We start from the raw sequence: 24,572 nt of genomic DNA on the forward strand, positions 1-24,572 counted from the left end.
CACCCGTAAATCCCCCCGCGCGCGCCGGGAAAAACGGGCTCGTCCGCCGAAAAGATGCGCGAATGCGCGCCGACCCGCCTATTGGCCGCCGCGCGCCTGCGCATATCGCTGTTCCAGAAATTCGGCCACGCGGCGATAGGCGTGGACGCGATTATTGAGCCGGGCGATGCCATGGCCTTCGTCGGGAAAGCGCAGATAGGTCACCTGCCCACCATTGGCGCGGATGCCGGCGACCAGGCGGTCGCTCTCGCTCACCGGATCGCGCGGATCATTGGCCCCGTGCATGACGAGCAGCGGGGCCTTGATCTTGTCGACATTGTTGATCGGCGACAGCTTCGCGAAAAAGGCGCGCACCCTGGGATCGGCGATGTCGCCGAATTCGAGCCGGTCGGCGGCCTTGAGCGCCGGGCTTGCGCCCTCCAGCGCGGTCACCCAGTCGGACACGCCGACCGCCGAGACGCCGGCAATGAACAGATCGGGATAAGTACCGAGCGCCTGATTGGTCAGGTAGCCGCCATAGGACCCGCCGCCGACCGCGACCCGCGACGCATCGACCCGGCCGGTGGACTTGAGCCAGGCCACGGCATCGGCGAGGTCGCCGACCTCGTCGACCTTCTTCTCGCGGTCGTTCAGTTCGGCGAACGCCTTGCCCTGCCCGGTCGAGCCGCGATAGTTGAAGTCGAGGACGGCGATGCCGCGCGACACATAATATTGCGTCTCCGCCGAAAATGTGGGCGCGGCATAGGCGCTCGGCCCGCCATGAACCTTGAGGTAGACCGGCGGCAACGGCGCACCGGCCGCCAGGCGCGGCATGTAGAGCAGACCGGTGAGCGGCGCGCCGTCGCGAGCGGGAAACGCCACCGGTTCGGGCACGACCATCGTCGCCAGATCGAGCCCCGGCGTGTCGGCAGGCACCGCCACCGTTGCGTGCGCGTCCGGCACGCGCCACACGCGCACCTCGCCCGCAGTCGTCGGCCCGTTGGCGTTGATGACCAGCACCGGCGCCCCGGCCGCAAATCGCATCGTGAAGACGCCGCGCGGCAGATCGGGCACCGTTACGTCGCGGCCCGTGCTGAGGTCGCGCACATACAGGTGCGAAAAGCCGGTCTCGATCGTCGTCCAGGCCAGATAACGGCCGTCGGCGCCAAGCGTCACGCCGTCGATGTCGCGGCCGGGATCGGCAAGCACGGTCGTCTGCCGCGTCGCGATGTCGTAGCGGATCAGGCGGTGATGATCGCTGCCCTCGTTGCTCGCGAGATACAGGCTTTTGCCGTCGGGCGAAAATTCCGCCCCGATATATTCGGCGGTGTCGCGCGGCTTGAACAAGGGTTCGGCACGCCCCGTCGCGATGTCGAGCAGATAGAGATTGTTGCCCTGGCCGCCGCGCGTCTCGCTGACCACGACGCGATCACCACCCGGCTGCCACGCAACGGGATAGAAGCCGCCCTTGCCCTCGAACACCAGCCGGCTCCGGCCGGTTGCGGTATCCGCCACATGAATGTCGAAGTCGCGGCCGTTACGCTCGGTCGACGCATAGGCGAAGCGTTGGCCGTCAGGCGACCAGGTGCCGAACTGGCGAAATGCGGGCGTCTTGGCGATGACTTCGCGCTCGCGCGTGCCATCGGCCGACAGCCAGTACATGCCGACCCGCTCGTCCCCGTCGGTATCCGCGCCATAGAGCCAGCCGCCGCCCGGCGCGGCTTCGATCCAATCGACGCCCGAGCCATACGTCAGCTGGTCGGGCACGCCGCCCGTCGCGGGCACCGCCCAGATCTGGGGCACGCCGGTCACGTCGCTCAGATAGGCGATGGTGCGGCCGTCCGCGCTGAGTACCGGGTTGCGCGCACTGCGCACCAGCAGGAAGCGGGCGACGTCCGCCGCCGCATTGTCCGCGCCACGCAAGGTTACGGGTGCGGCGCGAACGACGTCCTCGGGCAGGAAAATCGGATCATTCGTTTGCGCCGATGCGCTGCCCGCAACCAGCAACAGCCCCAAGGCAATTCGACGCATCGCCACCCCCGTCCCCCGTTCGATTCGGGCGCACCCTACACGCGCGGTCAGCGACTGCGAAGCGGCGCGACCCCGCGGGTCGCGCATTGATCGCGGTGACGATCGAGCGGCCGGGGCTGCGCTCAGGCGAGGCTGGCAGCCAGTCGCTCGCGCTGGCTGTTTTCGCCGATCAGCTCGACGCGCAGCCCCGACCGCTGCTTGCGCTTGAGCGTTTCCGCCAGCAATTCGTTGCTGGTGTGATCGACGAAATGCAGGCCCGAAAGGTCGAGCTTCAGTCGTCCGCGCGCGGGCAACCGGTCGAGCAGCTTGGTCAGCCGGTTGATCTGCAGAACGGTCGCACCGCCGGTCAGGGCGACGCGATGGTCGTCCGCGCTGCCGCTTTCATGGACCTTGAACCCGATGCGGCGCAGTTGCGGCACCAGTTCCAGCATCGACATCGCCAGGCCGACCATGACGCCGGTCAAAAGGTCGACCGTCACCACCAGAATGAAAGTCACCGCCCAGGTCGCCGCCGGCAGCAGGCCATATCGCTCGAACAGGTGACGGGCATCCTTGAACTTGACGAGCTTCCACCCGGTCACGACAAGCACGCCGGCCAACGTCGCGGTCGGCACCACCGCCAGCACCGCAGGCAGGAAAGCGACGAACGCCAGCAGCCAGATGCCGTGCAGCACCGTCGATGCGCGCGTTGTCGCGCCCGCCTGGACATTGGCCGAGCTTCGGACGATCACGCCGGTCATCGGGAGCGCCCCGAGCATCCCGCAAAGGAAATTGCCGACGCCCTGGGCGCGCAGTTCCTTGTTATAGTCGGTCTGGGTACGATCCTGCATCCGGTCGACCGCCGCCGCCGACAGCAGCGTTTCCGCGCTGGCGATGAAGCCGATCGCGATCGCCAGCCCGATCACGGTGGGATCGGCCAGCCGGGCGAAGTCAGAACCGCCCGCGATGTTGAGCCCGCCCAGGATGTTTTCGGGGAGCGAGATCCGCTTCACCGCGGTCATCCCAAGCAGCGAAACGAGGGTGCCCAGCATGACGCCGACGAGGGCGCCGGGGACGAGCTTGAGCGCCGCTGGCTTGAACTTTTCCCAGCCGACCATGCCGGCGATCGTGACGAGGCCGACGATTACCGCGGCGATCGTGCTGCCCTGGGTCAGGCCGATGAACTGTTCGGGAATGGCCTTCAGGTTGGCGAGCCCCGAACTGCGAGGGGTATCATCGAACAGGACGTGAAACTGCTGGACGACGATCAGCGCGCCGATTCCGGCAAGCATGCCGTGAACGACTGCCGGGGAAACGCCGCGAAACCATCCACCCATCCGCGCCGCACCGGCCACGAGCTGGATGACGCCGGCCAGCATCAGCACCGGCCCGAGCGTCTCGATGCCGTGCTTCTGGATGAGGTCAAAGACAATGACCGCCAGCCCCGCCGCCGGCCCGCTGACCTGCAGCGGCTGACCGGCGAGCAGACCGACGACGATACCGCCGACGATGCCCGTCACCAGCCCGGCTTCGGGCGGCGCCCCGGAGGCGATCGCGATCCCGAGACAAAGCGGCAGCGCGACGAGGAAAACGACGAACGATGCCGCCAGATCGCGCATCGTCGGCTTGTCGAAGCCCGCTTTCGGCCCGGTCGGTGTGTTGCTCATGTCCATCGTTCGCGACGCCTTTCACCTGTCGGCTGCGCGCCGGCGTTTGGCGGGAACGTCTCCCGAGCCGACCGACACGCAGCGTGGTCGCTGTGAAGATGGCGCGGCTTCTTTGCTGCGGCGCAGCCCGCACGTAACAAAGTGTTGCTGGAGCAGGCGCGGCGATTCAGGCGTGATCGGGCAGGAACAGCGTCGCGCGCAGCCCGGGATCGGCGTTTTCAAGCGTCAGCGTGCCGCCGTGTACGCGGGCGGCCTGATCGGCCACGGCAAGGCCGAGCCCCAGCCCCTTCGTATCGCGCGCACGCGCATGATCGCCGCGCATGAAGGGTTCGGTGACGCGCCCAATTTCTCCCGCGTCGATCCCCGGCCCGCGGTCACGCACGATGATGTTGAGCCCCGCACGACCACCCGCGCCACGACCGGCCTCCAGCCCGATCGTCGCCGATCCGCCATAATGCACGGCATTGTCAACCAGGTTGGTGATCGCGCGGCGCAGCAGCACGGGGCGTGCCATGGCGTTCAGACCCGCGGGACCGGCATAGCTAACATCGTGCCCCATGTCGGCGGCGTCGTCGGCGATCGTCTGGAGCAGGCTGGCGACATCGATCCGGCGCGGCGCTTCCAGCTCGCCGCCGCGCATGAAATCGAGGATCGAGGTGAGCATCGCCTCCATTTCGTCGACATCCTCGCGCATGGCGTCGGCATCCAGTGCGGCCGCCGGCGCCCCGATCCGCATCTTCAGCCGCGACAGCGGCGTGCGCAGGTCGTGGCTGACCGCGGTCAGCGCCTGGGTGCGGGTGTCGATCAGCTGCCCGATCCGGTCCTGCATGGCGTTGAGCGCCTCGGCGAGCTGGCTCAGCTCGCGCGGCCCCGCGCCCTCGACATGGACGCGATGCTCGAAGCCGATTTCGCCCGCCGCGGCCGCCAGCGCGCGCAGCGGCGCGGCAAGCGTGCGGACCAGCACCGCCGCGACCAGCACGACCGCCAGCGCGACGATCGCGACCGACAGCAGCGTCTCGATCGCCGTCGCCCACGGCGTCAATGGTTCGTTCGACTTGAACTGGAGCCACGTCCCGTCATCGAGCCGGACGCCGCCGATCAGATAGCTCTCGCCACCCTTGTCCCGCGTGCCCAGGCGCAGCGCATGGCGGGCGAGCGTCGGCTCCCACAACAGGATTTCGCTGACGATCGCTGCGGTCTTCGCCGATTTGCGATCGATGCCGGGCGGCTGACGCGACCAGTCGAAGCGGACGTGGCGGGTCGAAAGCGCGGTTGCGGTCTGTACGCGCGTGGCCGGGGCGGCCGTCTGGATCACGCGTTCGGCGACGACGAGCTGTTCGGCGATCCGCTGCGACTGTTCATTGCGCATCAGCAGTCGTTCCGCCTCGCCGAAGACGAGCACGCTGCCCAGGAACTCGACCAGGATCGCGGCGAGCAATACGAGGGCCACCCGCCCGGTCAGGCCCGAGGGCCACAGGCGGACGCGCCTCATCGCCGTTCGACCGAAGGCAGGAACATGTAGCCGACGCCGCGCACCGTCTTGATCAGGTCGGCACCGCCCGCGTGCGAGCCCAGCTTCGACCGCAGCCGGCTGACCAGCACGTCGACCGAGCGATCCGACACGCCCGCGAGCCGATCGCGCGACTGTTCGAGCAGGAAATCACGGCTGACGACGCGCTGGGCGGTGTCGGTGAGTGTGATCAGCAGGTCGTATTCCGCCCCCGACAGCATCACCTGCGAACCGTCGGGCGCGACGAGTTCGCGACGCGAGGTGTCGATGCACCAGCCCTGGAAGCGGACTTCGCGCGCCGCTGTCGCGGCCATCAGCGCGCCCCCCGCGCGGCGCAACACCGCGCGGATCCGCGCGATCAGTTCGCCGGGGCCGAACGGTTTGGAAAGATAGTCGTCGGCGCCGATTTCAAGCCCGACGATGCGGTCGCTTTCCTGGCCGCGCGCAGAGATGATGATGATCGGGATGGATGTCGTCGCGCGCACCGCACGACAAATGTCGAGACCGTTGGTGCCGGGCAACATGATGTCGAGCAGCAACGCCTGAAAGTCGCCGGCCTCGAGCAGCGGGTACATTTCCGCAGCGGTCGACACGCCGACCGGCTCGTAACCGTAATCGCGAAGCGCGCGCGCGACTAGGATGCGCAGCGGTGCGTCATCCTCGACGATCAGGATCTTTCCGGGCGACTGCATCGGGTCGGCAAAGTCGACTTCTATAATGGCCGCAAGACCGCGCGACGCGCCGGGTTAATCCGACGCGGCACGACAGGTCAACTCCGCTGCCAGCGCGCTTCCCCGGTGGTCCGGCCGATCAGCGGTGATTGCGGTCGCGCTCCGGCATCACATGCGCCTCGATTTCGGCCGCGTTGCGTTCGGGCTGATCGGCCATCGGATGACGGTTCGACCGGCGCTGGAGGAACACGCCCAGCATCACCACCGCGATCAGCGCGACCGCAATCAGCGTAAAAAACATAAGGCTACCAATGGTATCGCTCGTATCCATTTCGAGTCTCCTTCTAGACAAGGCAACGGCGGGCGGCGCCAGGTGTTCCCCAGCATGCTTGACAGCCCGGCAACCACGCTCGACGATGAAGGGACATCCCGTCATCGAAGGACCATCCGACTTGCTGCGAATGACCGCGTTGCTGCTGGGCGCCAGCCTGATCACCGTTGCGCCCGCGCTTGCCGATCCCGTTCGCCAGACCAAGGGCGGCTGGGAAGACAAGTTTCGCCAGCTGGAGGGTGAGGACTGGCCGACGCCGACGGATTACCGCAACGCATCGGGCGCACCGGGGCATCGCTACTGGCAGCAAAAGGTCGACTATGACGTGCGGGTCACGCTGGACGAGGCGCGCAGGACGGTAACCGGGACCGAGACGGTCCGCTATCGCAACAATTCGCCCGATGCCCTGCCCTATCTGTGGCTGCTGCTCGACCAGAACCAGTACAAGCGGGACTCGATCGCCGAACGCACCCTGACCGTGCCCGCGTCGGACAAGATCACGATCGGCGAGATCCGCCGGGCCAAGCGGATGCAGGAATGGGAAGGTGGCTTCACCATCGCCGCGGTGCGCGGGCCCGACGGCCAGCCCCTACCCTTTACCATCACCGACAGCCTGATGCGGATCGAGCTGCCCCAGCCCGTCGCGGGCAATGGCGGCGAGACGACGTTCTCGATCGACTGGTCCTTTCCGCTCGCCGAACAGAAGGTCGTCGACGGACGGTCGGGCTATGAATGCTTCACCCAGCCCGGCGAGGACGGCAACTGCATCTTTCAGGGCGCGCAGTGGTTTCCGCGGCTCGCGGTCTATTCGGACTATGAAGGCTGGCACAACAAGGCGTTTCTGGACGCGGGCGAATTCACGCTGGAATTCGGCGACTATCGCGTCGCGCTGACTGTCCCCGCCGATCATGTCGTCTCCGCAACCGGGCTGCTGCAGAACCCCGAGCAGGTGCTGAGCGCCCGCCAGCGCGAGCGGCTGGAAACCGCCAGGACCGCCAAGGCGCCCGTCTATATCGTCACGCCGGAGGAAGCGGAGGCAGCCGAGCGGGGCAAGGCCGGCGGCACGCGCGTCTGGGAGTTCGCGGCCAGCAACGTGCGCGACTTTGGCTGGGCGTCGTCGCGCAAGTTCGCCTGGGACGCGATGGGGGTGAAGCAGGCATCGGCCGAGATGCCGCTGGTCATGGCGATGTCGTTCTTCCCCAAGGAAGCGCGGCCGTTGTGGGACGCCTATTCGACCAAGGCGATCGCGCACACCATCGATGTCTATTCGCGCTTTTCCTTTCCCTATCCCTATCCCGTCGCGCAGTCGGTCAACGGGCCGGTGGGCGGGATGGAATATCCGATGATCACCTTCAACGGACCGCGCCCGGTGAAGGACAGGAAAACCGGCGCACTGACCTATACCGAGCGCGCGAAGAACGGGCTGGTCGGCGTGGTGATCCACGAGATCGGGCACAATTATTTCCCGATGATCGTCAATTCCGACGAACGGCAATGGACCTGGATGGACGAGGGGCTGAACACCTTCCTTCAGTTCCAGGCCGAGAAATTGTGGGACAAGGATTTCCCCTCACGCCGCGGCGAGCCCAAGGACATCGCAGAATACATGCTGTCCGAGGATCAGGTGCCGCTGATGACCCAGTCGGATTCGGTCCTGCAGTTCGGTGCCAACGGCTATGGCAAGCCCGCGACCGCACTGACCATCCTGCGCGAGACGATCCTGGGTCGCGAGCTGTTCGACCGCGCGTTTCGCGAATATGCCAATCGCTGGCGGTTCAAGCACCCGACGCCATATGATTTCTTCCGCACGATGGAGGAAAGTTCGGGCGTCGATCTCGACTGGTTCTGGCGCGGCTGGTTCTATTCGACCGACCATGTCGACATCTCGCTCGACAAGATCGTCGAGGGCAGGATCGTCGGCTCCGACCTGGAAGGCGAAGCGGCGGCCAAGCGCCGGGTGCGCGACGCCGAGCCCAAATCGCTGACCGCGACCCGCAACGCCGGCGAAGCGACCGTCGTCGAGCGCGATCCCGCCACGCGCGACTTCTACACCGACCGCGATCGTTTCGCGGTGACGCCGCAGGACCGCCGCGACCTGGCGGAAAAGGTCGATGACTTGACCGCGGAGGAGCGCGCCGCGCTGGCGGTGAAGGACAAATTCTATCGCTTCACCTTCGCCAACAAGGGCGGTCTGGTGATGCCGGTGATCCTGAAGCTCGATTTCGCCGATGGCGCGAGCGAGACGGTGCGCATTCCCGCGGAGCTGTGGCGCTACGATCCCAAGCAGGTGACGTGGCAATATGTCACCCCCCGGACGATCACCGGCGCGGAGCTGGATCCGCTTTGGGAAACCGCCGATGCCGATCGCACCAACAATGTCTGGCGCGGCCGGATCGACCGGGTGGCGATCGAGATCGAGGACGCCGAGGAGGTCGAGGACCGGATGAAGGACAGCGACCTGCAGGTGAAGCCGGGATCGCTGCGCACCTATCCGGCGCCGCCGTCGAAGTGAGGGGGGTATTCGTTGCGCTGGCGATGGCGATGCTGGCCGCCACGCCCGCATCGGCGCATCGCGGGCATGATGCGATCAGCGTGGTAATGATCGAGAAGGATGGCACGGTGACGGTCTCGCACCGTTTCGAAGCGCATGACATCGAGCCCGCGCTGGCCCGCATCGCGCCGAACGCCCAGACCAGCCTGGACGACCCGGACGCGATCGCGGCGCTGGAGGCCTATCTGGCACGTCGCTTCACGCTGATCGTCGACGGCAAGCCGGTGGCGCTCGCCCACCGCGCGACCGACCTGAGCACCGCCGAAGTCCGCGTCGACTTCGCCGGGCGCGCGCGCGGCCGCATCGACGCGGTGACGTTGCGCTCGGGCATCCTGACCGACGTCTATCCCCGCCAGCAGCATCAGGTGAATGTCCGCGCCCGCGGCACGGTGCGCACGGTGCAGCTGAGCGGCGGAACCGCGCGGACGGTGAGCTTCGAGTAGCGCAGACGAGACGTCTTGATCTGACCCCAAATCACGATCCGTTCGTTTCGAGCGAAGTCGAGAAACGAACGGGTCACGCGGATGTGCGCTACGCGGCTCAGCCCGCCACCACCTTTGCTTCACCCGCCGGAACCACCAAGGTCGCGCGCGTCGAGATTTCGCCGTTTCGGTCGGAGATGCGATCCATCACCCGCACCTTGGTTTCCCAGCGCTCGCGGGTGACGTCGCACAGCATGTAACCGCGCTGGGCATTGTTGAACTTGAGCTGCGGATTGTTCGCCTGGACCCACACCATGTCGGGGCGGACATCGACGCCGTCGCCGCCCGAGGTGATCGAGGTCGCGACGAATTCGGTCGCGATCGCCTTTGCCCCCGGATTGCGCCCGTCGAGGTGGAGCTCTCCGGCATAATTCTGGTGCTCGTCGCCGGTCAGCACGACGACGTTGTCGAGCCGGCGATCCTGAATCCCCTTGAGCAGCCGCGCCCGCGGGATGCGATATCCGCCCCAGCTGTCCAGATTATACGTCGCACCGGGTTCCCCATTGCGGTCGAGGTCCATGACCATCACCTGCTGCGCCAAAGCCTGCCACTGCGCGTCGGACTTGCCGAGACCGTCCATCAGCCATTTTTCCTGTGCCGCGCCCAGCATCTGCGCATCGGCCTGGTTGATACCCGGGCAATCGGGCTGCCAGCGGTCGCCGCACGGCTGGTTGGTGCGATACTGCCGGGTGTCGAGCAGATTGAGGTCGAGCAGATTGCCGAAGCGCGCGCGGCGATAGATCTGCATCTGCGGCCCGACCGGCAGCGCCGAGGCGCGCAGCGGCATATGCTCGTAATAAGCCTGCATCGCCATCTGGCGGCGCAGCGCGAAAATGCCGGGCGGCGTATCGTCCTGATCGAGCAGGTCGACCCAGTTGTTGTCGATTTCATGATCGTCCCACACCGTGAACCACGGCGCAGCGGCATGCGCTGCCTGAAGGTCGGGATCCATTTTGTACTGGGCGTAGCGGCGGCGATAGTCGACGATCGAGTAGATTTCGTCGCCGTCGTGCTGGCGGATCGTCTCGACCGGTCCCTCGCGCGTGTTGCGCACGCGGCCGCCCCGGCCTTCATAGATATAGTCGCCATAGCAGAACACGAAGTCGGGCGCTTCGGCGGCGAGCTTGCGATAGGCGGTAAAATAGCCCTGCTCGTAATGCTGGCAGCCCGCCACCGCGAAGCGGATGCGATCGAGCGCCGCACCGGGTAGCGGCGTCGTCATCGCCCGGCCGACGCCGCTGCGCTCGCGCCCGGCAACGAAACGATACCAATAGGGGCGACCGGGCTTCAGCCCGGCGACCTCGACGTGGACGGCGTGGCCAAGTTCGGGCCGCGCGAGCGCGGTGCCCTTTGCCGCGATGGTGCGAAAGCCCTGATCCTCGCCGACTTCCCAGTCGACCGGCACCGCGAGCGCCGGCATCCCGTGGTCGAACGCCAGCGGTTCGGGCGCGAGGCGGGTCCAGATCACGAAGCCGTCGGGCACCGGATCGCCGGCCGCGATGCCGAGCTGGAACGGATCGGTGCGAAAGATCGGATCGGCGATCGCCTGGCGCCAAGGCTGGACGGCCAGCGCGGTCACCGCGGCTGCGCCAAAGCCCTTGAGCGCACTGCGCCGCGAAACGTCAAGCCGCGCCGAACGCAGCCGATCCCAGTCACCCATGACGCGATATCCCCATTTTCCGGCGAGCCATTGCTGCCCGCATTCCATAGCCGGGTCTATAATCGGCAACATGTCATCGCCGTGACAGGCCGTCGTCCGGCCGCCCGGCCGCGACGATCGTGCGCAACATCGTGGAAGGCCGCACCGCTTTGCCAAAGCCGCCGGCCCGGCGACACGCGCTCCCCCCCCCTGTTGCCACCGGCGCGTATCGCCCATAAGCGCCGACATACTCGTTACGGGCAGGGGAAATTGCGATGCAGCGTCATTCGACACCAATGCGTGGAGCGCGGCGTTGACCCGCGCGGCGTTCGCGCGGATCGCGCTCGTCCTTTCCCTCGCGTTGCCGGTCTATTTCGCGGTCGCGGCGCTCGGCACCAAATTCGGCTGGTGGGGCTGGCAGACGGGGCTGTTGACCCTGATCGTCACCTGGGGACCGCGGGTCATCGGCCTGGCGTTCGTCCTCGCGCTCTTGGCGCTGATCGCCGCGCTGGTCCGCCGGCCGCGCCGGGGCTGGCGGTCGGCGCTGGTCGCGCTGCTGATCCCGGCGGTCGCGCTCGGCTATCTCGGCTATGTGCGCAGCCAGAGCGCGGCCATCCCGCCGATCCACGACATCGCCACCGATGTCGCCGACCCGCCGGCCCCATCGCCCGCGCTGGCGAAGGCGCGCGACGCCGCGGGCGCCAACCCGGTCGCGCCGCTGGACGCGCCGCTTGCGACGCTCAAGGCGTATCAGGGACCGCGCTTTGCCGACATCGCCAGGCGTTCGATCGGCGAATTGAGCACGACCGCCTATCCCGACGTCCGCCCGATCCGGGTCGCCGCGACGCCCGATGCCGCGTTCGACGCGGCGCTGGCGGCGGTGCGCACCGCGGGGCTGCGCGTTGACACGGCCGACCGGGCGAATGGCCGGATCGAGGCGGTAGCGACATCGTTCTGGTTCGGGTTCGACGACGACCTGATCGTGCGCGTCCGTCCCGACGGCGCCGGGTCGCGGATCGACCTGCGCTCGATTTCGCGGGTTGGGCTGAGCGATCTGGGCGCCAATGCCAGGCGGATCGAGGGGGTGTCGGCGGACATCCGCGCCAAACTCGACTCAGCGCGCTAGCCGGCGGAAACGCGCGATAAAGCGCCGGTCGATCCGGTCTTTGAGCCACCACACCCACCTGCCCTGCGCAGCAAACGGCCCCCAGGACAGGATCGCCCGCCCGTCGCCGGTCGACAGCAGGTACAGCGTCCAGCGGCGTGGGCGATAACGCCGCGGCGGCGGCCGGCCATCGATCGCGGCGCGCAGGTTGGCGGCGAGCACCGGCCCGGCGAACACGGCATGGACGCCCGATGGCGGCAGCGCCCGGTCGATCCGACGCGCCACGTCGCCGGCCGCATAGATGCGGGGATGGGAAAGCGATCGCTGGGCGGCATCGACGCGGATGAAGCCCGCGGGATCGCGCGCCAGGCCTGAATTGGTGAGCCAGTCGGGCGCACCACTGCCGATCGCGGCGATGACCCTGCGAGCCTCGATCATGCGCCCGGCCGCGCATAGCGGGCCATCGTCGCGCATCTCGCCGTCGGCCGCGACGATCGCGATGCCGCGTTCACGCAGGGCATCCTCCGCGCGACGCCGAACGCCTGCGGCAAAAGCGGGCAGCAGCCCGTTGTCGCGGGTGACCAGCGTGACCGGCCGATGTCCGGCCGCATCGAGGGCAAAGGCGAGCTCGACGCCGGCCGCTCCGCCGCCCAGCACCGCCATCGCATCAGCCGATGGGATTTCCGCGATTTCGGCCATCAATCGCTCGATCGGCCGAACGGCCAGCACCGTCGATCCATCGCCAGCGCCCGGCGGAAGTCGAGGCGTGCTGCCCGTTGCGATGGACAAAAAATCCCAGCCGATTTCCGAACCATCGCCGAGACCGAGCCGCCGGGCGACCGGGTCGAGCTGGATCGCACGGGCCAGGAGCAGCTGGACGCCGGCGCGCGCGCAGAGCGGCTGCAGGTCGATCCCGGCATCGCTGGCCGTGTAACGTCCGGCAATCCAGCCGGGCACCATTCCCGAATAAAGCGCAACGCGAGCCGGCGTGACCAGGATCGTCTCGGCCGGGGGCGGACCGCGCCGAATCCAGTCGGCGAGCACGCCCAGATGCGCGTGCCCCCCGCCGACAAGGACGAGTCGACCGCTCATGCGCGAAGCGGCCGCGGCATCGCGTGGTCCGGCGGGGTGCGATCCAACCCGCACGTCGCCCACGCCGAATCACCCGCCTCGACGGCAAGGAATTGGCGTTCAACGGCCCGACGATCGTTCGGGGCGCTTCGTCTTGTGATCGTCAATATCGGTTTTGCGATGATGACTGCCGCTTTCTGTTTATTGCGCAAAATGTCGCTAAGATCATGGATAATAAGGAATTAACGTCGCTTTTGCGTACGGCTCGGCCAACAATTCCCTAGCGTTGCATATCCGCGCCACCGCTTCCCGTCGGGAGCAGGTGAGCCAAGGCTCGCCCTGGCGCAAGAGATTGGGGGCGTACATGATCGGTGCAGTTCGTAGCCAGAAATTCGGTGCAACGGCATGGGCCATCGTGCTGAGCGGCGCAGCATTGGCGACTGCGGGAGTCATGGTGGTGACGCCGTCGAGCACCCTGTCCGGCACCGTCGTCACGCGCGCGGATGCGGGTCCCGACCAGACGATCGTCCTGCCGCAGACCGAGACGACCCTGACCGGGCGACTGCCGAGCGGGACGCCCATCTGGGCAGTCGTCAAAGGGCCAAGCGGGGTCCAGATTCACACGTCCAGACAGTTGACCACCAAGGTGACGTTCCCCGGGGCCGGTGTGTGGACGTTCGAGCTGCGGACCAAAGGCACCCGCACCGCGACCAGCACCGATCGGGTCACCGTGACGGTGCAGCCCGCCCCCGAACCCACCCCGGTCGCCAGCGCGACCGTGCCCGCAACGGCGACTGCGCCCTGGCTGGTTCCCCAACGCATCAACGCGCTCCGCTTTGCGTCCCGCGAGGGACTGACGACCGTCTGGGGCGATTATTGGGAGAGGACCGAGGACCCGACCTATGTCCTCGAGCAGCAGCAGACGCAGGAACTGGGCAATGCCGCCAACGGCGCGAACGCCACCTATGCCGGGCTCGACCTGGGCGACGGGATCGATGGCGTCATGCTGCGCGTCTCGCTGCCCGCCGGGAGCAGCGCGGTCGAGGTCCGGATGAACTCGGCCACCGGACCGCTGGCCGGCCCGGTCTGCACCATCCCCTCGACCGGCGGCGTCGGTTCCTACCGGACCATTCGCTGCGCGGTGGACCCGTCGATCGCGCGCGGTGCGGACAAGACGCTGGCGTTTCGCTTTACCGGCAGCGATCCCGCGCTCCGGTTCAACTGGTTCGGCTTCTGGGCGCGCGGCACGGTCCAGCAGATCGATTCGCTGTCGAAGGTCCAGCGAACTGCGGACGCCAATCCGGCGACGCCGGTAACACCGCAGGCGGGCACGCCCACGCGGACCGAGGCGCTGCTGCCCACGTCCGATATTCCGGCGGCGCGCACCTACGGCAAATGGTCGCCGAGCCAGGCGGGTGATTGCCCGAAATGGTTGCACGACACCTATTGGGTGCGCGGCGACGACGGCAAGGCCTATCCCACCTGGCACCCGGCGGTCGACTACAACAAGGAAACGGGCGCCTACTGCACGTTCGGGCATGAGCACGGCAGTGACCCGAAGGGCTCGGCCGTCTTCAATCTCGCCGGAAACCTCGCCTTTGGCTATGTCAGCGAAAACCACGAACCCAACGCACCCGCGTTGCAGCGCATCGAAGATCATGTCGGCTACAAGGTGATCGTCGCCAACGCATTCCAGCTGTACAACGCTTCCAATCCGGCACAGACCAAGCGGTGCAGCCTGCTGACGTCGCTCCATGTCGGCACGCATTCGCCCGACGCCTTTGCCAACAGCGCCCATGAGGTGCAAACCGCCGGGCAATGCGAGGGGCTGGAGCCATTCGCACTTCGCTACTTCACGCTGTTCGGCATTCCCGGCTCGTTCAAGGAACCCGAAGCGGAAGGTTGCGGCCTGGGCGTGTCCCCCGGGATCGCGCCGAGCCCCGCCAACCAGCCGGTCGGCGGCGTCCATCGCGCCATTCCCAGCGCGGCATGCTTCCTGCGTGGCAGCACGGACGACCAGAAGCGCCTGGCCAGCAACCGGCTCATCGAATTCTGGCTGACGGGTCTGACCGGGGGATCATTCTATTACACGATCGGCAACCCGTCGCGCTTCTATGATCCCAGCCTCGTCAACCGTCTGGGGCGCATCGTCGACCTGTGCTATGATCCGACTCATCCCGTCGCGTCGTCGCAGCAATGCCAGGAGACCGTTGCGTCGTCGGCGTCGCGCATCGGCTTTGACGATCCGCGCTCGAGCTTCCGGGGATCGGTGCATGTCAACACGCACTTCTCGACAATGGCGTTCGCCAATTCGGCGAGCAGCACGATCTATACCAATGCCTGGGGCCAGAACATGTCGCTGACCCCCGATCCGTCGCGCGGGATCATCTTCCGCCAGACCGTCCCGACGGTCGGTTTCCACTACAAGGTGGACGGCCAGGCGAGCCGGGTGCCCAACGTCGATCATTCGGCGGGTGGCCGCAACGGCATCAGGTCGCCGAATTGACGGGGCGCGGAACGAGCGGCTGGCCCAGGGCCGCGCGTCCCGACTTATCCCGCCGGGCGGTGTTGACGGCAGCGGCCCTGATCGGGGCGCTGCCGGTCAGCCTGATCGCTGCATGCGGACAAACAGAGCAGGACGGCAGCGCGGGCGACGCCGGCATAGCGTCCGAACAACCGGCTGCGTTCAGCGCCCGGTTCCTCCTTCCGGGTGCGGGCGGGGTGCGGCTCGACTTCGAGACGGCGGATCGTTTCAGCCTGTCCGCCGACGCCGGGCCAGGCAGCACGATCGTCGCGGACGGCGACATCTATCTCTATGTGGCGCCGTCGATTGCCTCCGCCGGGAGCGCGCGCCTGCTCCTGCTCGGTCGGCTTGCCCCCGATGCTGCGGGGGCGGACCGGACAAGCGCCAATCCCGCGCTCAAACCGGCGCGCCTGGACAATGACCGGGCCGAACAGTGGCAGGTGCGAGCGCCGCTCTTCGAAGCCGTGGGTCCCCCCCGCCCTGACGACGGGTCGGGTCGCCGCTTGATCGTCGCCCGGCTTCCGGAGCTCGCGCTCGCGCAATATGCGGCGGGCGCGCGCCTGTCGGCCGGCATGAACATGAGCCTGTGCGGCGACGCGGTGGCGCGGCTGATCGCAACCTGGCCTGCCGGCATCGTCGGCAGGGGTCTTGCCGTGCTCGATGATTCTGCGGGGATCCACCTGGAGGGCCCCATCCGGCCGCTCGCCGCCGCGATCGCCCTTCCCCGCGACATTCCCGTCGAAGATTATCGCATCGGGCCCGCCTAAACGGACACGCGAGCCGGCGCGCTGCCGCCGATCCTGTGGAAGGCGCGCCCAATGACTGAACGGCCGGGACCCATATCCGCGTGCGGCATCAACCGCGATGATTTGGAAAATTGGTCGGGGAAAGAGGATTCGAACCTCCGGCCCCTGCCTCCCGAAGGCAGTGCTCTACCAGGCTGAGCTATTCCCCGACCGGGGCCGGCCCCTGGCGGGACCGGTCGTTGAGAGCGCGCGCTATAAGCGGGTGGCGCACGCCCCGCAAGGGGGGATGCGCCACCAATTGTTCAGCGCGCCCGCGGGGCCGCTTCGGACGCGTTTTCCGGCAGGCCGCCGAGCTCGGTCACGAGCTTGGTATAGGCGTCGAGATAGGCGAGGACGATCACCTGGCCGATTTCGGTATTCTGATAGCCGCCGCCGCCGGCCCCGAACACGCCGGCCCCGGTGAACAGCCCGCCGCCCGCGCCGAAGCTCAGGTCGCTCTTGCGGGCGTACCCCTCGACCAGCGCCTCTTCCTCGGTCGTCCGTGCATTGACGACCGACAGCGTGACATTGGCTTCGCGCTTGCGGATATTGATGCCGCCGATCAGGCCGCCCGCCGCGCCGCCCAGCAATCCGCCGACCAGGCCACCCAGCGCATTGCCGCCCGAATTGCGATTCGACGACACGATGTCGGGTTGCAGGAAATAGTCCGCGGCGCGCACCTGGCCCTTGCCGAGGTTCGACCCGGCCTGAAGCTCGCCCTGATCGGCGAGCGCGCGTTCCATCGCCCGGTTCTGGAACGAGCGGCCGCGATTGACGAGCGTGAAGCAGCCCGATTGCTGGACGAAGACGCGCAGAATCGCCTCCGGGCTGCCCAGGCTCAGTTCGCGCCACCACTGATTGTCGGGCTCGACGATCGCGACGGCACCCAGCTTCTTGGTGCAGCGCGGGATCTGAGCGGTCGCACGCTCCTGATCGCGGCGGCCGGACGATGCGCCCTTGGTGGTGCCGTCCTTGTTGGTCTTGCCCGAAGACGACGTGGCGGTCTGTGCCTGCGCAGCGGTCGCCAGCACGGGCGACAGGGCGACCGACAGGGCGGCCGCGGTGGTGAACAAAGCGCGCATCTCGAAGAACTCCCCCTTCACTTCACGGGACGCCGCGCCGTCCGTTGCCGGCATGCGTCCCAACCGAATGTCCGTTCGGGCACCACAACCCCACGCGCCGTCAGCCGGACGCACGTCCATTATCAAAGCCGCCCGTCGCACGTAAGTACAAACCGCGTCGCCGTGGCCCGAAGGGAGGCATTTGGCTTTGCGCGGTTCGGTGCTATCGCGCCGCGATCATGGCCACCGACATTTCGCGCATCCGCAACTTTTCGATCATCGCCCATATCGACCACGGCAAGTCGACGCTCGCCGACCGCCTCATTCAACGCACCGGTGGCCTCACCGAGCGCGAGATGAGTGCGCAGGTGCTCGACAACATGGACATCGAGAAGGAACGCGGCATCACGATCAAGGCGCAGACCGTGCGCCTGGAATGGAAGGGGCATGTCCTCAACCTGATGGACACGCCCGGCCACGTCGACTTCGCTTATGAGGTCAGCCGCAGCCTGGCGGCGTGCGAGGGCGCGCTGCTGGTCGTCGACGCCGCGCAGGGCGTCGAGGCGCAGACGCTGGCGAATGTCTATCAGTCGATCGAACATGACCACGAAATCGTGCCGGTCATCAACAAGATCGACCTGCCCGCCGCCGAACCCGAAAAGGTCAAGGCGGAGATCGAGGACATTATCGGCCTGGATGCCTCCAACGCGATCCTGGCCAGCGCCAAGTCGGGCATCGGCATCGACGAAATCCTGGACGCGATCGTCGACCGCATCCCGGCGCCGACGGGCGATCCGGACGCGCCGCTCAAGGCGATGCTCGTCGACAGCTGGTACGACCCCTATCTGGGCGTCGTCATCCTGGTCCGGGTGATGGCGGGCACGCTCAAGAAGGGCCAGCAGGTCAAGTTCATGCAGGCGGGCACCACCCACCTGATCGACCGGGTCGGCTGTTTCCGGCCCAAGATCGAGCAGCTGACCGACCTCGGTCCCGGCGAAATCGGCTTCATCACCGCGCAGATCAAGGAAGTGGCGCAGACGATGGTCGGCGACACGATCACCGACGCGAAAAAGCCCGCTGCCGAGGCGCTGCCGGGGTTCAAGGAAGTGCAGTCGGTGGTGTTCTGTGGCCTGTTCCCGGTCGATGCCAACGACTTCGAAAAATTGCGCGAGAGCATTTCCAAGCTGCGCCTCAATGACGCCAGCTTCACCTTCGAGATGGAGACGTCAGCCGCACTGGGCTTCGGCTATCGCTGCGGCTTCCTGGGCCTGTTGCATCTGGAGATCATCCAGGAGCGGCTGACGCGCGAATACGACCTCGACCTGATCACCACCGCGCCCAGCGTCGTCTACAAGATCCAGCTGACCCATGGCGGCGGCGAGATCGAACTGCACAATCCCGCCGACATGCCCGATCCCAACAAGATCGAGGAGATCAGCGAACCGTGGATCAACGCGGTCATCTATGTCCCTGACGAATATCTCGGCAGCGTGCTCAAGCTGTGCCAGGACCGGCGCGGCATCCAGAAGAACCTGACCTATGTCGGCGGGCGCGCGCAGATGACCTACGAGCTGCCGCTCAACGAAGTGGTGTTCGATTTTTATGACCGGCTGAAGTCGATCAGCCGCGGCTATGCGTCGTTCGACTATGAGCAGATCGGCCATCGGCCTGGCGACCTGGTCAAGATGAACATCCTGGTCAACAACGAGCCCGTCGACGCGCTCAGCATGATCGTCCACCGCGACGCAGCGGAAGCGCGCGGCCGCCACATGTGCGAGCGGCTGAAGGACCTGATCCCCCGCCACCTGTTCAAGATCCCGATCCAGGCCGCGATCGGCGGTAAGGTGATCGCGCGCGAGACGATCGCGGCGCTGCGCAAGGACGTGACCGCGAAATGCTATGGCGGCGACGCGACGCGCAAACGCAAGCTTCTGGAAAAGCAGAAGGAAGGCAAGAAGCGGATGCGCGAATATGGCTCCGTGCAGATCCCGCAGGAAGCCTTCATCGCTGCGCTGCGCATGGGGGACGACAAGTAACCTGACGGTCGCCAAGCCGGCGAAAACGGGCATCTCAGGCGATCGGCTCCATGGCCTGAGGCCCCGGCCTGCGCCGGGGCGACATGACGAGTTGAGCCCGACAGTCGCCTACCTCGCCGACCGACGTGCCTCGGCGCGGCGGCGCGCGAGGTCGGCAATTCCGTCGCGCCGCTTTTCGAACACGCACTCGCCGAGTTCGCGCTGGACATCGGCCTTCATCGTCGCCTGCACCGATGGCTCCAGCGCGGGCGTATCCGTCGCGGCGAGGCGTGGTGCCAGCATGCCCGCGCACTGGACAAGCGCGTCGCAGCCGATCGCGTCGATCGCGCGATCACCTGTCGATTGGCGCGTCTTGCACCGCACCTTGTCCTTCACGATCCGAAAGCTTCCCCGCCAAAGGCCCAGGCGCTTGCCGATCACGACAATGTCGTCAGCCTCTTCAGCCTGTGTTTCCTGAAGCGGCGCGGCGACCAGCGCGATCGCCAGCAGCAGTCCGCTCATTTCACAATCTTCCCCGCCAGCATCCGCGCCATCGCGGAGAAATCGCGGCCGCCCTGCCCGGAATCGACCAACTGTTGGTACAGTTCCGCCGCGCGCGCGCCCATCGGCGTATCGGCACCCGATGACGCGGCCGCCTCCATCGCAAGCCGCAAATCCTTCAGCATCAGCGCGGCGGCGAACCCGCCCTGATAGTCGCGATCAGCCGGCGTTTCCGGCCCGACGCCGGGGACCGGGCAATAGCTCGTCATCGACCAGCTCTGCCCCGACGAGACCGAGCTGATGTCGTAGAAGCGCTGGAGATCGAGGCCGAGCTTTTCCGCCAGCCCGAAAGCCTCGCAGGTCGCGACCATCGTCGCGCCGAGCAGCATGTTGTTGCAGATCTTTGCCGCCTGCCCCGCACCATTGCCGCCGGCGTGGATCACCGCCTTGCCCATGTCGGCCAGGATCGGCTCGGCACGCGCAAAGGCTTCGTCGAGGCCGCCGACCATGAAGGTGAGCGTGCCGGCCTGCGCCGCCGCGATGCCGCCGGACACGGGCGCGTCGACCGCGGTCAACCCCTTGCCCGCCGCCGCCTCGGCGACCCGGCGCGCGGTATCGACGTCGATCGTCGAACAATCGATCAACAGCGCGCCGGTATCCGCTGCACCGAAGACATGATCGCGATAGACCTGTTCGACATGGCGGCCGGCGGGCAGCATGGTGACGACCACCTCGGCGTCCGCACACGCCGCATCGGCGCTGTCGGCGGGCAGGCAACCCGCGTCCTTCGCGCGCGCGAGTGCGTCGGCGGAGAGGTCGAAGGCGCGGACGTCATGCCCCGCCTTGGCCAGGTTCGCGGCCATGCCGCCGCCCATGTTGCCCAGCCCGATGAACGCGATACGTGCCATCAGTCATTCCTCTCACGGGTTTTCCGTCGCAGCCATCCAGCAAACGCGCCCAGCGCCGCAGGAACGGCAGTTACCGTATAGACGATGCCGGCAAATGCCCAATCCATGCTGTGTGGCACCTCCCCGGGCAGCAACAGGCCAACTAGCCCACCGGGCACACCGCCCAGCGCCGCGATCAGCAGCGGATGGACCCTGGTCCATCGCGCAAGGCACGCCGCGATCACCGCAATCGCGATCAGCAGTCCGGCAACGGCACCCAACTGCTCAACGCCCCGTCCAATTCCCCGGCCGCTTCTCGACGAACGCGGTCATGCCTTCCTTCTGGTCCTCGGTGCCGAACAGCCCGAAGAACAGCCGGCGCTCGAACGCGACACCCTGGGCCAGCCCGGTCTCGAACGCAGCATTGACCATTTCCTTGTTCGCCTTGACTGCGAGCGGCGGCATCGCGGCAATGGTGGCGGCGGTCTTCACCGCCTCAGCGACCAGCTCGTCGGCGGCGACCACCCGGCTCACCAGCCCGGCGCGCTCGGCTTCGGCGGCGTCCATCATCCGCCCGGTCAGGCACATTTCCATCGCCTTCGCCTTGCCGACCGCGCGGGTAAGGCGCTGCGACCCGCCCATGCCGGGCGAGACGCCCAGCTTGATCTCCGGCTGGCCGAACTTCGCGGTGTCGGCGGCCAGGATGAAGTCGCACATCATCGCCACTTCGCACCCGCCGCCCAGCGCATAGCCCGCGACCGCGGCGATGATCGGCTTGCGCGTGCGGGTGAACTGGTCCCAGCCCGCGAAAAAGTCATGGCCGTACATGTCGGCGAAGCCCCGGGTCTGCATCTCCTTGATGTCCGCGCCCGCGGCGAACGCCTTGGCCGAACCGGTCAGCACCGCGCAGCCGAGCGCCGGGTCGGCATCGAAGGCCCGCATGACGTCGAGCAGCTCGGCCAGCACCTGGCTGTTGAGCGCGTTCAGCGCCTGGGGCCGGTTGAGCGTGACCAGCAGCACGCCGGGGGCGGGCGTTTCGGTCAAAAGGGTTTCGTAAGGCATTCAAATCTCCGCACAATGCAGCTTCACAATAGCCGTTCGGTTCGAGCGAAGTCGAGAAACGCGAGCCGGGCCGAACCGAAGGACGTTTCTCGACTTCGCTCGAAACGAACGGAAGGCAGGGTGCTCTTCGCGCTCAACCCGGCGTCCATTCCTGATCGGCTGGCAGCGGCGCGAAGATCTGGTCGATCAGGTGGTCGCTCACCGCGTCGGCAGTTGCCGGCTGCCAGCGGGGCGCATTGTCTTTCTCGACGATCACCGCGCGCACCCCTTCGATAAAGTCGTGGCGCTGGCACACGCGGGTCGCGACCGCATATTCCTGGCGCATCTCGTCTTCGAACGTCGGCATGGTCGCGCCGTCGAGCAGCAGCTTGAGCGAGACCTTCATCGTCTGTGGCGATTTGGTCCGCAGCGTCGCCAGCGTCTCTCCCGCGAAGTCGCTCGGGTCGCTCTCAAGCGCGGCGAGCACCTCCTCCAGTCGGTCGCTCGCAAAGAGCCGGTCGATCGCGCTCGCATGCGTAAAGATGCGCGCATGGGCGGGCGGTACCGAAAACTCGTCGAGGATCGCCGCAATGGACTGCGGATCGCGGACGATCTGACGCTTCACCTCCTCCAGGATGTCGCCCGACAGATAATGGGTGGCCAGGCCCAGCGCGAGGCATTCGGAGCCGTCCACGCGCGCGCCCGTCAGCGCCAGATACTGGCCGATCCGCTTGGGCAGGCGCGACAGGTACCAGCCGCCGCCGACATCGGGGAACAGGCCGATGCCGGTCTCCGGCATGGCAAGGCGGGTGTTGTCGGTCGCGACCTTGAACCGCGCGGGCTGCGAAATGCCGACACCGCCGCCCATGGTGATGCCGTCCATGAACGCCACAACCGGCTTGGCATAGGTGAATAGCCGGTGGTTCATGCGATATTCTTCGTGGAAGAACGCGCGCGCCGCCACGCCGTCGCCCGCGCCCGATGCGGCGATCATCCGAATGTCGCCACCGGCGCAGAAACCGCGGCCCTCGGCATGATCGATCATCACGGCCTCGACCGACGCGTCGTCCTGCCACGCCACCAGCGCCTCGTTGACCGCGGCGCACATCTCGGTCGTCAATGCATGGATGGCTTTGGGCCGGTTCAGCCGGATACGCCCGACCTTGCCGTCGAGCTGGGTGAGCACGTCTTCAGTCATGGCGCACCTTGTTTGTTCGGCTGGATCAGGTCCCACCGATTGCCGAATTTGTCGGCGAGCACGACGACGCGACCATATGCCTCGTGCCGCTCGGGTTCGAGGATGGCGACCCCGTTGGACCGCAGCCGCTCGACATCCGTATCAAGGTCCCCGCTTTCGAGGAAAAAGGCGACGCGGCCTGCGGCCTGACGCCCGATCACCGCCCGCTCGGCATCATCCCTGGCTTCGGCAAGCCTGACGCGCATCCCGCCGGGCGTGCTGATTTCGACCCAGCGATGCCCGGAGACGTGCATCCCGTCCTCGGCGAGCGAGAAACCCCACTGCCCGGTATAGTGCGCGATCGCGTCACGCATTTCCGGCACGATCACGGTCACCATGAACAATGCGGGGCCGATCACTGGCGCAACAGGTCGCGGCCGACGATCATGCGCATCACCTGGTTGGTGCCCTCCAGGATCGAATGGACGCGCAGGTCGCGCCAGAAGCGTTCGATCGGATAGTCCATGAGGTAGCCATAGCCGCCATGCAGCTGGAGCGCGTCGTTGACCACCTTCGATCCCGTGTCGGTCGCCAGCCGCTTCGCCATCGCGGCAAAGCGCGTCTTGTCGGGCGCGTTGGCGGTCACCTTCGCGGCCGCGACATAGAGCAGCGCGCGCGCCGCCTCCAGCTCGGTCGCCATGTCGGCCAGCATGAACTGGGTGTTCTGAAAGTCCGCGATCGCCTGGCCGAACTGCTTCCTGTCCTTCACATAGCCGATCGCTTCATCGAGGCAGCGCTGCGCGCCGCCCAGCGAGCAGGCGCCGATGTTGAGCCGCCCGCCGTCGAGCCCCATCATCGCGATGCGAAACCCCTCGCCCTCACCGCCCACGAGATTTTCGACGGGCACGCGGACCTCCTCCAGGATCACCTGGGCGGTGGGCTGCGAATGCCAGCCGAGCTTGCGCTCATTCGCGCCGAAGCTGACACCCGGCATGTCCTTTTCGATCGCCAGGCAACTGATGCCCTTCGGCCCGTCCTCGCCGGTGCGGCACATGACGAGGTAGAGCTCGTTCTCGCCGCCGCCCGAGATGAACTGCTTGGTGCCGGTAACCACGAAATGGTCGCCGTCGCGCACCGCCTTGGTCTTGAGCGCGGCGGCGTCGGAGCCCGATGACGGCTCGGTCAGGCAATAGCTGGCGATCCATTCCATGCCGACCAGCTTGGGCAGGTATCGCGCCTTGAGGGTCGCGCTGCCGAAGCGGTCGATCATCCACGCCGCCATGTTGTGGATCGAGATGAACGCGCTGGTCGACGGGCAACCATAGGCCATCGCCTCCATGATCAGCGCCGCCTCCAGCCGGCCCAGCCCGATGCCGCCTGATTCCTCTGACACATAGATTGCGGCAAAGCCGAGCTCCGCCGCCGCGCGGATCGTGTCGCGGGGGAAAATGTGCTTCTCGTCCCACTCAGCGGCGAACGGCGTGATGGTATCCGCGGTGAAGCGACGCGCGAGCTCCTGGATCTCGCGCTGGTCGTCGGTCAGATCAAACTGAGTCATGCCCATC

21 protein-coding genes and 1 tRNA gene are annotated in these 24,572 nt (G+C 67.0%); 6 read left to right on the forward strand and 16 right to left on the reverse strand.

Annotated features, from left to right (window positions below; translation table 11 throughout):
• Window positions 1-78: 78 nt before the first annotated feature.
• The 5 genes from AX676_RS01620 to AX676_RS17605 form a co-directional block, all read right to left on the reverse strand.
• Complete coding sequence (locus AX676_RS01620; protein ID WP_197417186.1) at window positions 79-2,010, reverse strand: S9 family peptidase; 1,932 nt, start codon at window positions 2,008-2,010, stop codon at window positions 79-81.
• 122 nt (window positions 2,011-2,132) lie between these two features.
• Window positions 2,133-3,656, reverse strand: coding sequence for a SulP family inorganic anion transporter (locus AX676_RS01625; protein WP_082731004.1), 1,524 nt, complete (start codon window positions 3,654-3,656; stop codon window positions 2,133-2,135).
• 166 nt (window positions 3,657-3,822) lie between these two features.
• On the reverse strand, window positions 3,823-5,148 hold the full coding sequence (locus AX676_RS01630; protein ID WP_066544062.1) for a sensor histidine kinase: 1,326 nt from the start codon (window positions 5,146-5,148) through the stop codon (window positions 3,823-3,825).
• On the reverse strand, window positions 5,145-5,858 hold the full coding sequence (locus tag AX676_RS01635; protein ID WP_156437826.1) for a response regulator: 714 nt from the start codon (window positions 5,856-5,858) through the stop codon (window positions 5,145-5,147). Before AX676_RS01635 ends, AX676_RS01630 begins: the two co-directional genes overlap by 4 nt.
• A gap of 118 nt (window positions 5,859-5,976) precedes the next feature.
• A complete protein-coding gene (locus AX676_RS17605; RefSeq protein WP_156437827.1) occupies window positions 5,977-6,168 on the reverse strand; it encodes a hypothetical protein in 192 nt (63 codons plus the stop codon).
• A gap of 130 nt (window positions 6,169-6,298) precedes the next feature.
• Between AX676_RS17605 and AX676_RS01640 the strand changes: the two genes are divergently transcribed.
• Window positions 6,299-8,680 carry a M1 family metallopeptidase gene (locus tag AX676_RS01640; protein WP_066482377.1) on the forward strand — a complete coding sequence of 794 codons (2,382 nt, stop codon included), beginning with the start codon at window positions 6,299-6,301 and terminating at the stop codon, window positions 8,678-8,680.
• Entirely contained in the window at window positions 8,677-9,162 is a 486-nt protein-coding gene (locus AX676_RS01645; RefSeq protein ID WP_197417187.1) for a DUF6702 family protein, read from the forward strand. The genes AX676_RS01640 and AX676_RS01645 overlap by 4 nt, the downstream gene beginning before the upstream one ends.
• A gap of 97 nt (window positions 9,163-9,259) precedes the next feature.
• On the opposite strand, the gene AX676_RS01650 is transcribed toward AX676_RS01645, so the two are convergent.
• Complete coding sequence (locus tag AX676_RS01650) at window positions 9,260-10,861, reverse strand: alkaline phosphatase D family protein (RefSeq protein WP_066482778.1); 1,602 nt, start codon at window positions 10,859-10,861, stop codon at window positions 9,260-9,262.
• A gap of 292 nt (window positions 10,862-11,153) precedes the next feature.
• On the opposite strand from AX676_RS01650, the gene AX676_RS01655 reads away from it, so the two are divergent.
• The gene (locus AX676_RS01655; protein ID WP_066482385.1) at window positions 11,154-11,966 is read left to right on the forward strand and encodes a DUF1499 domain-containing protein; all 813 of its coding nucleotides are present in this window, start codon (window positions 11,154-11,156) and stop codon (window positions 11,964-11,966) included.
• On the opposite strand, the gene AX676_RS01660 is transcribed toward AX676_RS01655, so the two are convergent.
• Window positions 11,955-13,037, reverse strand: a complete 1,083-nt coding sequence (locus AX676_RS01660) for an FAD-dependent oxidoreductase (protein WP_066482388.1) — start codon at window positions 13,035-13,037, stop codon at window positions 11,955-11,957. The genes AX676_RS01655 and AX676_RS01660 overlap by 12 nt on opposite strands.
• A 343-nt stretch (window positions 13,038-13,380) precedes the next feature.
• On the opposite strand from AX676_RS01660, the gene AX676_RS01665 reads away from it, so the two are divergent.
• Together AX676_RS01665 and AX676_RS01670 are read left to right on the forward strand one after the other, a co-directional pair.
• A complete protein-coding gene (locus tag AX676_RS01665) occupies window positions 13,381-15,522 on the forward strand; it encodes a carbohydrate-binding protein (protein WP_082730999.1) in 2,142 nt (713 codons plus the stop codon).
• A 62-nt stretch (window positions 15,523-15,584) separates the two neighbouring features.
• A complete protein-coding gene (locus tag AX676_RS01670) occupies window positions 15,585-16,307 on the forward strand; it encodes a hypothetical protein (RefSeq protein ID WP_066482392.1) in 723 nt (240 codons plus the stop codon).
• A 111-nt stretch (window positions 16,308-16,418) separates the two neighbouring features.
• On the opposite strand, the gene AX676_RS01675 is transcribed toward AX676_RS01670, so the two are convergent.
• Window positions 16,419-16,495: transfer RNA gene (locus AX676_RS01675), tRNA-Pro, on the reverse strand.
• A gap of 93 nt (window positions 16,496-16,588) precedes the next feature.
• Complete coding sequence (locus AX676_RS01680; RefSeq protein ID WP_066482781.1) at window positions 16,589-17,407, reverse strand: CsgG/HfaB family protein; 819 nt, start codon at window positions 17,405-17,407, stop codon at window positions 16,589-16,591.
• Window positions 17,408-17,625: 218 nt separating this feature from the next.
• Between AX676_RS01680 and lepA the strand changes: the two genes are divergently transcribed.
• Entirely contained in the window at window positions 17,626-19,422 is a 1,797-nt protein-coding gene (lepA, locus tag AX676_RS01685; RefSeq protein ID WP_066482394.1) for a translation elongation factor 4, read from the forward strand.
• A 108-nt stretch (window positions 19,423-19,530) separates the two neighbouring features.
• On the opposite strand, the gene AX676_RS01690 is transcribed toward lepA, so the two are convergent.
• The 7 genes from AX676_RS01690 to AX676_RS01720 all read right to left on the reverse strand — a co-directional run bounded on the left by AX676_RS01690 (window position 19,531) and on the right by AX676_RS01720 (window position 24,565).
• Window positions 19,531-19,923 (reverse strand): hypothetical protein, encoded by a 393-nt coding sequence (locus AX676_RS01690; RefSeq protein WP_066482396.1) that lies wholly within the window; start codon window positions 19,921-19,923, stop codon window positions 19,531-19,533.
• Window positions 19,920-20,810 (reverse strand): 3-hydroxyisobutyrate dehydrogenase, encoded by an 891-nt coding sequence (gene mmsB / locus AX676_RS01695; protein ID WP_066482399.1) that lies wholly within the window; start codon window positions 20,808-20,810, stop codon window positions 19,920-19,922. Before mmsB ends, AX676_RS01690 begins: the two co-directional genes overlap by 4 nt.
• Window positions 20,810-21,070: a hypothetical protein gene (locus AX676_RS01700; RefSeq protein WP_066482401.1), complete on the reverse strand. Its 261-nt coding sequence runs from the start codon at window positions 21,068-21,070 to the stop codon at window positions 20,810-20,812. The genes mmsB and AX676_RS01700 overlap by 1 nt, the downstream gene beginning before the upstream one ends.
• 4 nt (window positions 21,071-21,074) lie before the next feature.
• Entirely contained in the window at window positions 21,075-21,851 is a 777-nt protein-coding gene (locus AX676_RS01705) for an enoyl-CoA hydratase (RefSeq protein WP_066482407.1), read from the reverse strand.
• Between the two features lie 133 nt (window positions 21,852-21,984).
• On the reverse strand, window positions 21,985-23,028 hold the full coding sequence (locus AX676_RS01710) for an enoyl-CoA hydratase/isomerase family protein (RefSeq protein WP_066482408.1): 1,044 nt from the start codon (window positions 23,026-23,028) through the stop codon (window positions 21,985-21,987).
• On the reverse strand, window positions 23,025-23,405 hold the full coding sequence (locus tag AX676_RS01715) for a VOC family protein (RefSeq protein WP_156437828.1): 381 nt from the start codon (window positions 23,403-23,405) through the stop codon (window positions 23,025-23,027). Before AX676_RS01715 ends, AX676_RS01710 begins: the two co-directional genes overlap by 4 nt.
• A gap of 17 nt (window positions 23,406-23,422) precedes the next feature.
• Window positions 23,423-24,565, reverse strand: a complete 1,143-nt coding sequence (locus AX676_RS01720) for an acyl-CoA dehydrogenase family protein (protein ID WP_066482782.1) — start codon at window positions 24,563-24,565, stop codon at window positions 23,423-23,425.
• Window positions 24,566-24,572 lie beyond the last annotated feature (7 nt).

This window comes from Sphingomonas sp. CCH21-G11, assembly GCF_001555965.1.
In the GTDB taxonomy this organism is placed as follows: Bacteria; Pseudomonadota; Alphaproteobacteria; order Sphingomonadales; family Sphingomonadaceae; genus Sphingomonas.

Coding starts and splice junctions, on each gene's coding strand:
- AX676_RS01620 (WP_197417186.1), bottom strand. CDS start 2,010: ATGCGTCGAATTGCCTTGGGGCTGTTGCTGGTTGCGGGCAGCGCATCG.
- AX676_RS01625 (WP_082731004.1), bottom strand. CDS start 3,656: ATGAGCAACACACCGACCGGGCCGAAAGCGGGCTTCGACAAGCCGACG.
- AX676_RS01630 (WP_066544062.1), bottom strand. CDS start 5,148: ATGAGGCGCGTCCGCCTGTGGCCCTCGGGCCTGACCGGGCGGGTGGCC.
- AX676_RS01635 (WP_156437826.1), bottom strand. CDS start 5,858: ATGCAGTCGCCCGGAAAGATCCTGATCGTCGAGGATGACGCACCGCTG.
- AX676_RS17605 (WP_156437827.1), bottom strand. CDS start 6,168: ATGGATACGAGCGATACCATTGGTAGCCTTATGTTTTTTACGCTGATT.
- AX676_RS01640 (WP_066482377.1), top strand. CDS start 6,299: ATGACCGCGTTGCTGCTGGGCGCCAGCCTGATCACCGTTGCGCCCGCG.
- AX676_RS01650 (WP_066482778.1), bottom strand. CDS start 10,861: ATGGGTGACTGGGATCGGCTGCGTTCGGCGCGGCTTGACGTTTCGCGG.
- AX676_RS01660 (WP_066482388.1), bottom strand. CDS start 13,037: ATGAGCGGTCGACTCGTCCTTGTCGGCGGGGGGCACGCGCATCTGGGC.
- AX676_RS01665 (WP_082730999.1), top strand. CDS start 13,381: ATGATCGGTGCAGTTCGTAGCCAGAAATTCGGTGCAACGGCATGGGCC.
- AX676_RS01680 (WP_066482781.1), bottom strand. CDS start 17,407: ATGCGCGCTTTGTTCACCACCGCGGCCGCCCTGTCGGTCGCCCTGTCG.
- lepA (WP_066482394.1), top strand. CDS start 17,626: ATGGCCACCGACATTTCGCGCATCCGCAACTTTTCGATCATCGCCCAT.
- AX676_RS01690 (WP_066482396.1), bottom strand. CDS start 19,923: ATGAGCGGACTGCTGCTGGCGATCGCGCTGGTCGCCGCGCCGCTTCAG.
- mmsB (WP_066482399.1), bottom strand. CDS start 20,810: ATGGCACGTATCGCGTTCATCGGGCTGGGCAACATGGGCGGCGGCATG.
- AX676_RS01705 (WP_066482407.1), bottom strand. CDS start 21,851: ATGCCTTACGAAACCCTTTTGACCGAAACGCCCGCCCCCGGCGTGCTG.
- AX676_RS01710 (WP_066482408.1), bottom strand. CDS start 23,028: ATGACTGAAGACGTGCTCACCCAGCTCGACGGCAAGGTCGGGCGTATC.
- AX676_RS01715 (WP_156437828.1), bottom strand. CDS start 23,405: ATGGTGACCGTGATCGTGCCGGAAATGCGTGACGCGATCGCGCACTAT.
- AX676_RS01720 (WP_066482782.1), bottom strand. CDS start 24,565: ATGACTCAGTTTGATCTGACCGACGACCAGCGCGAGATCCAGGAGCTC.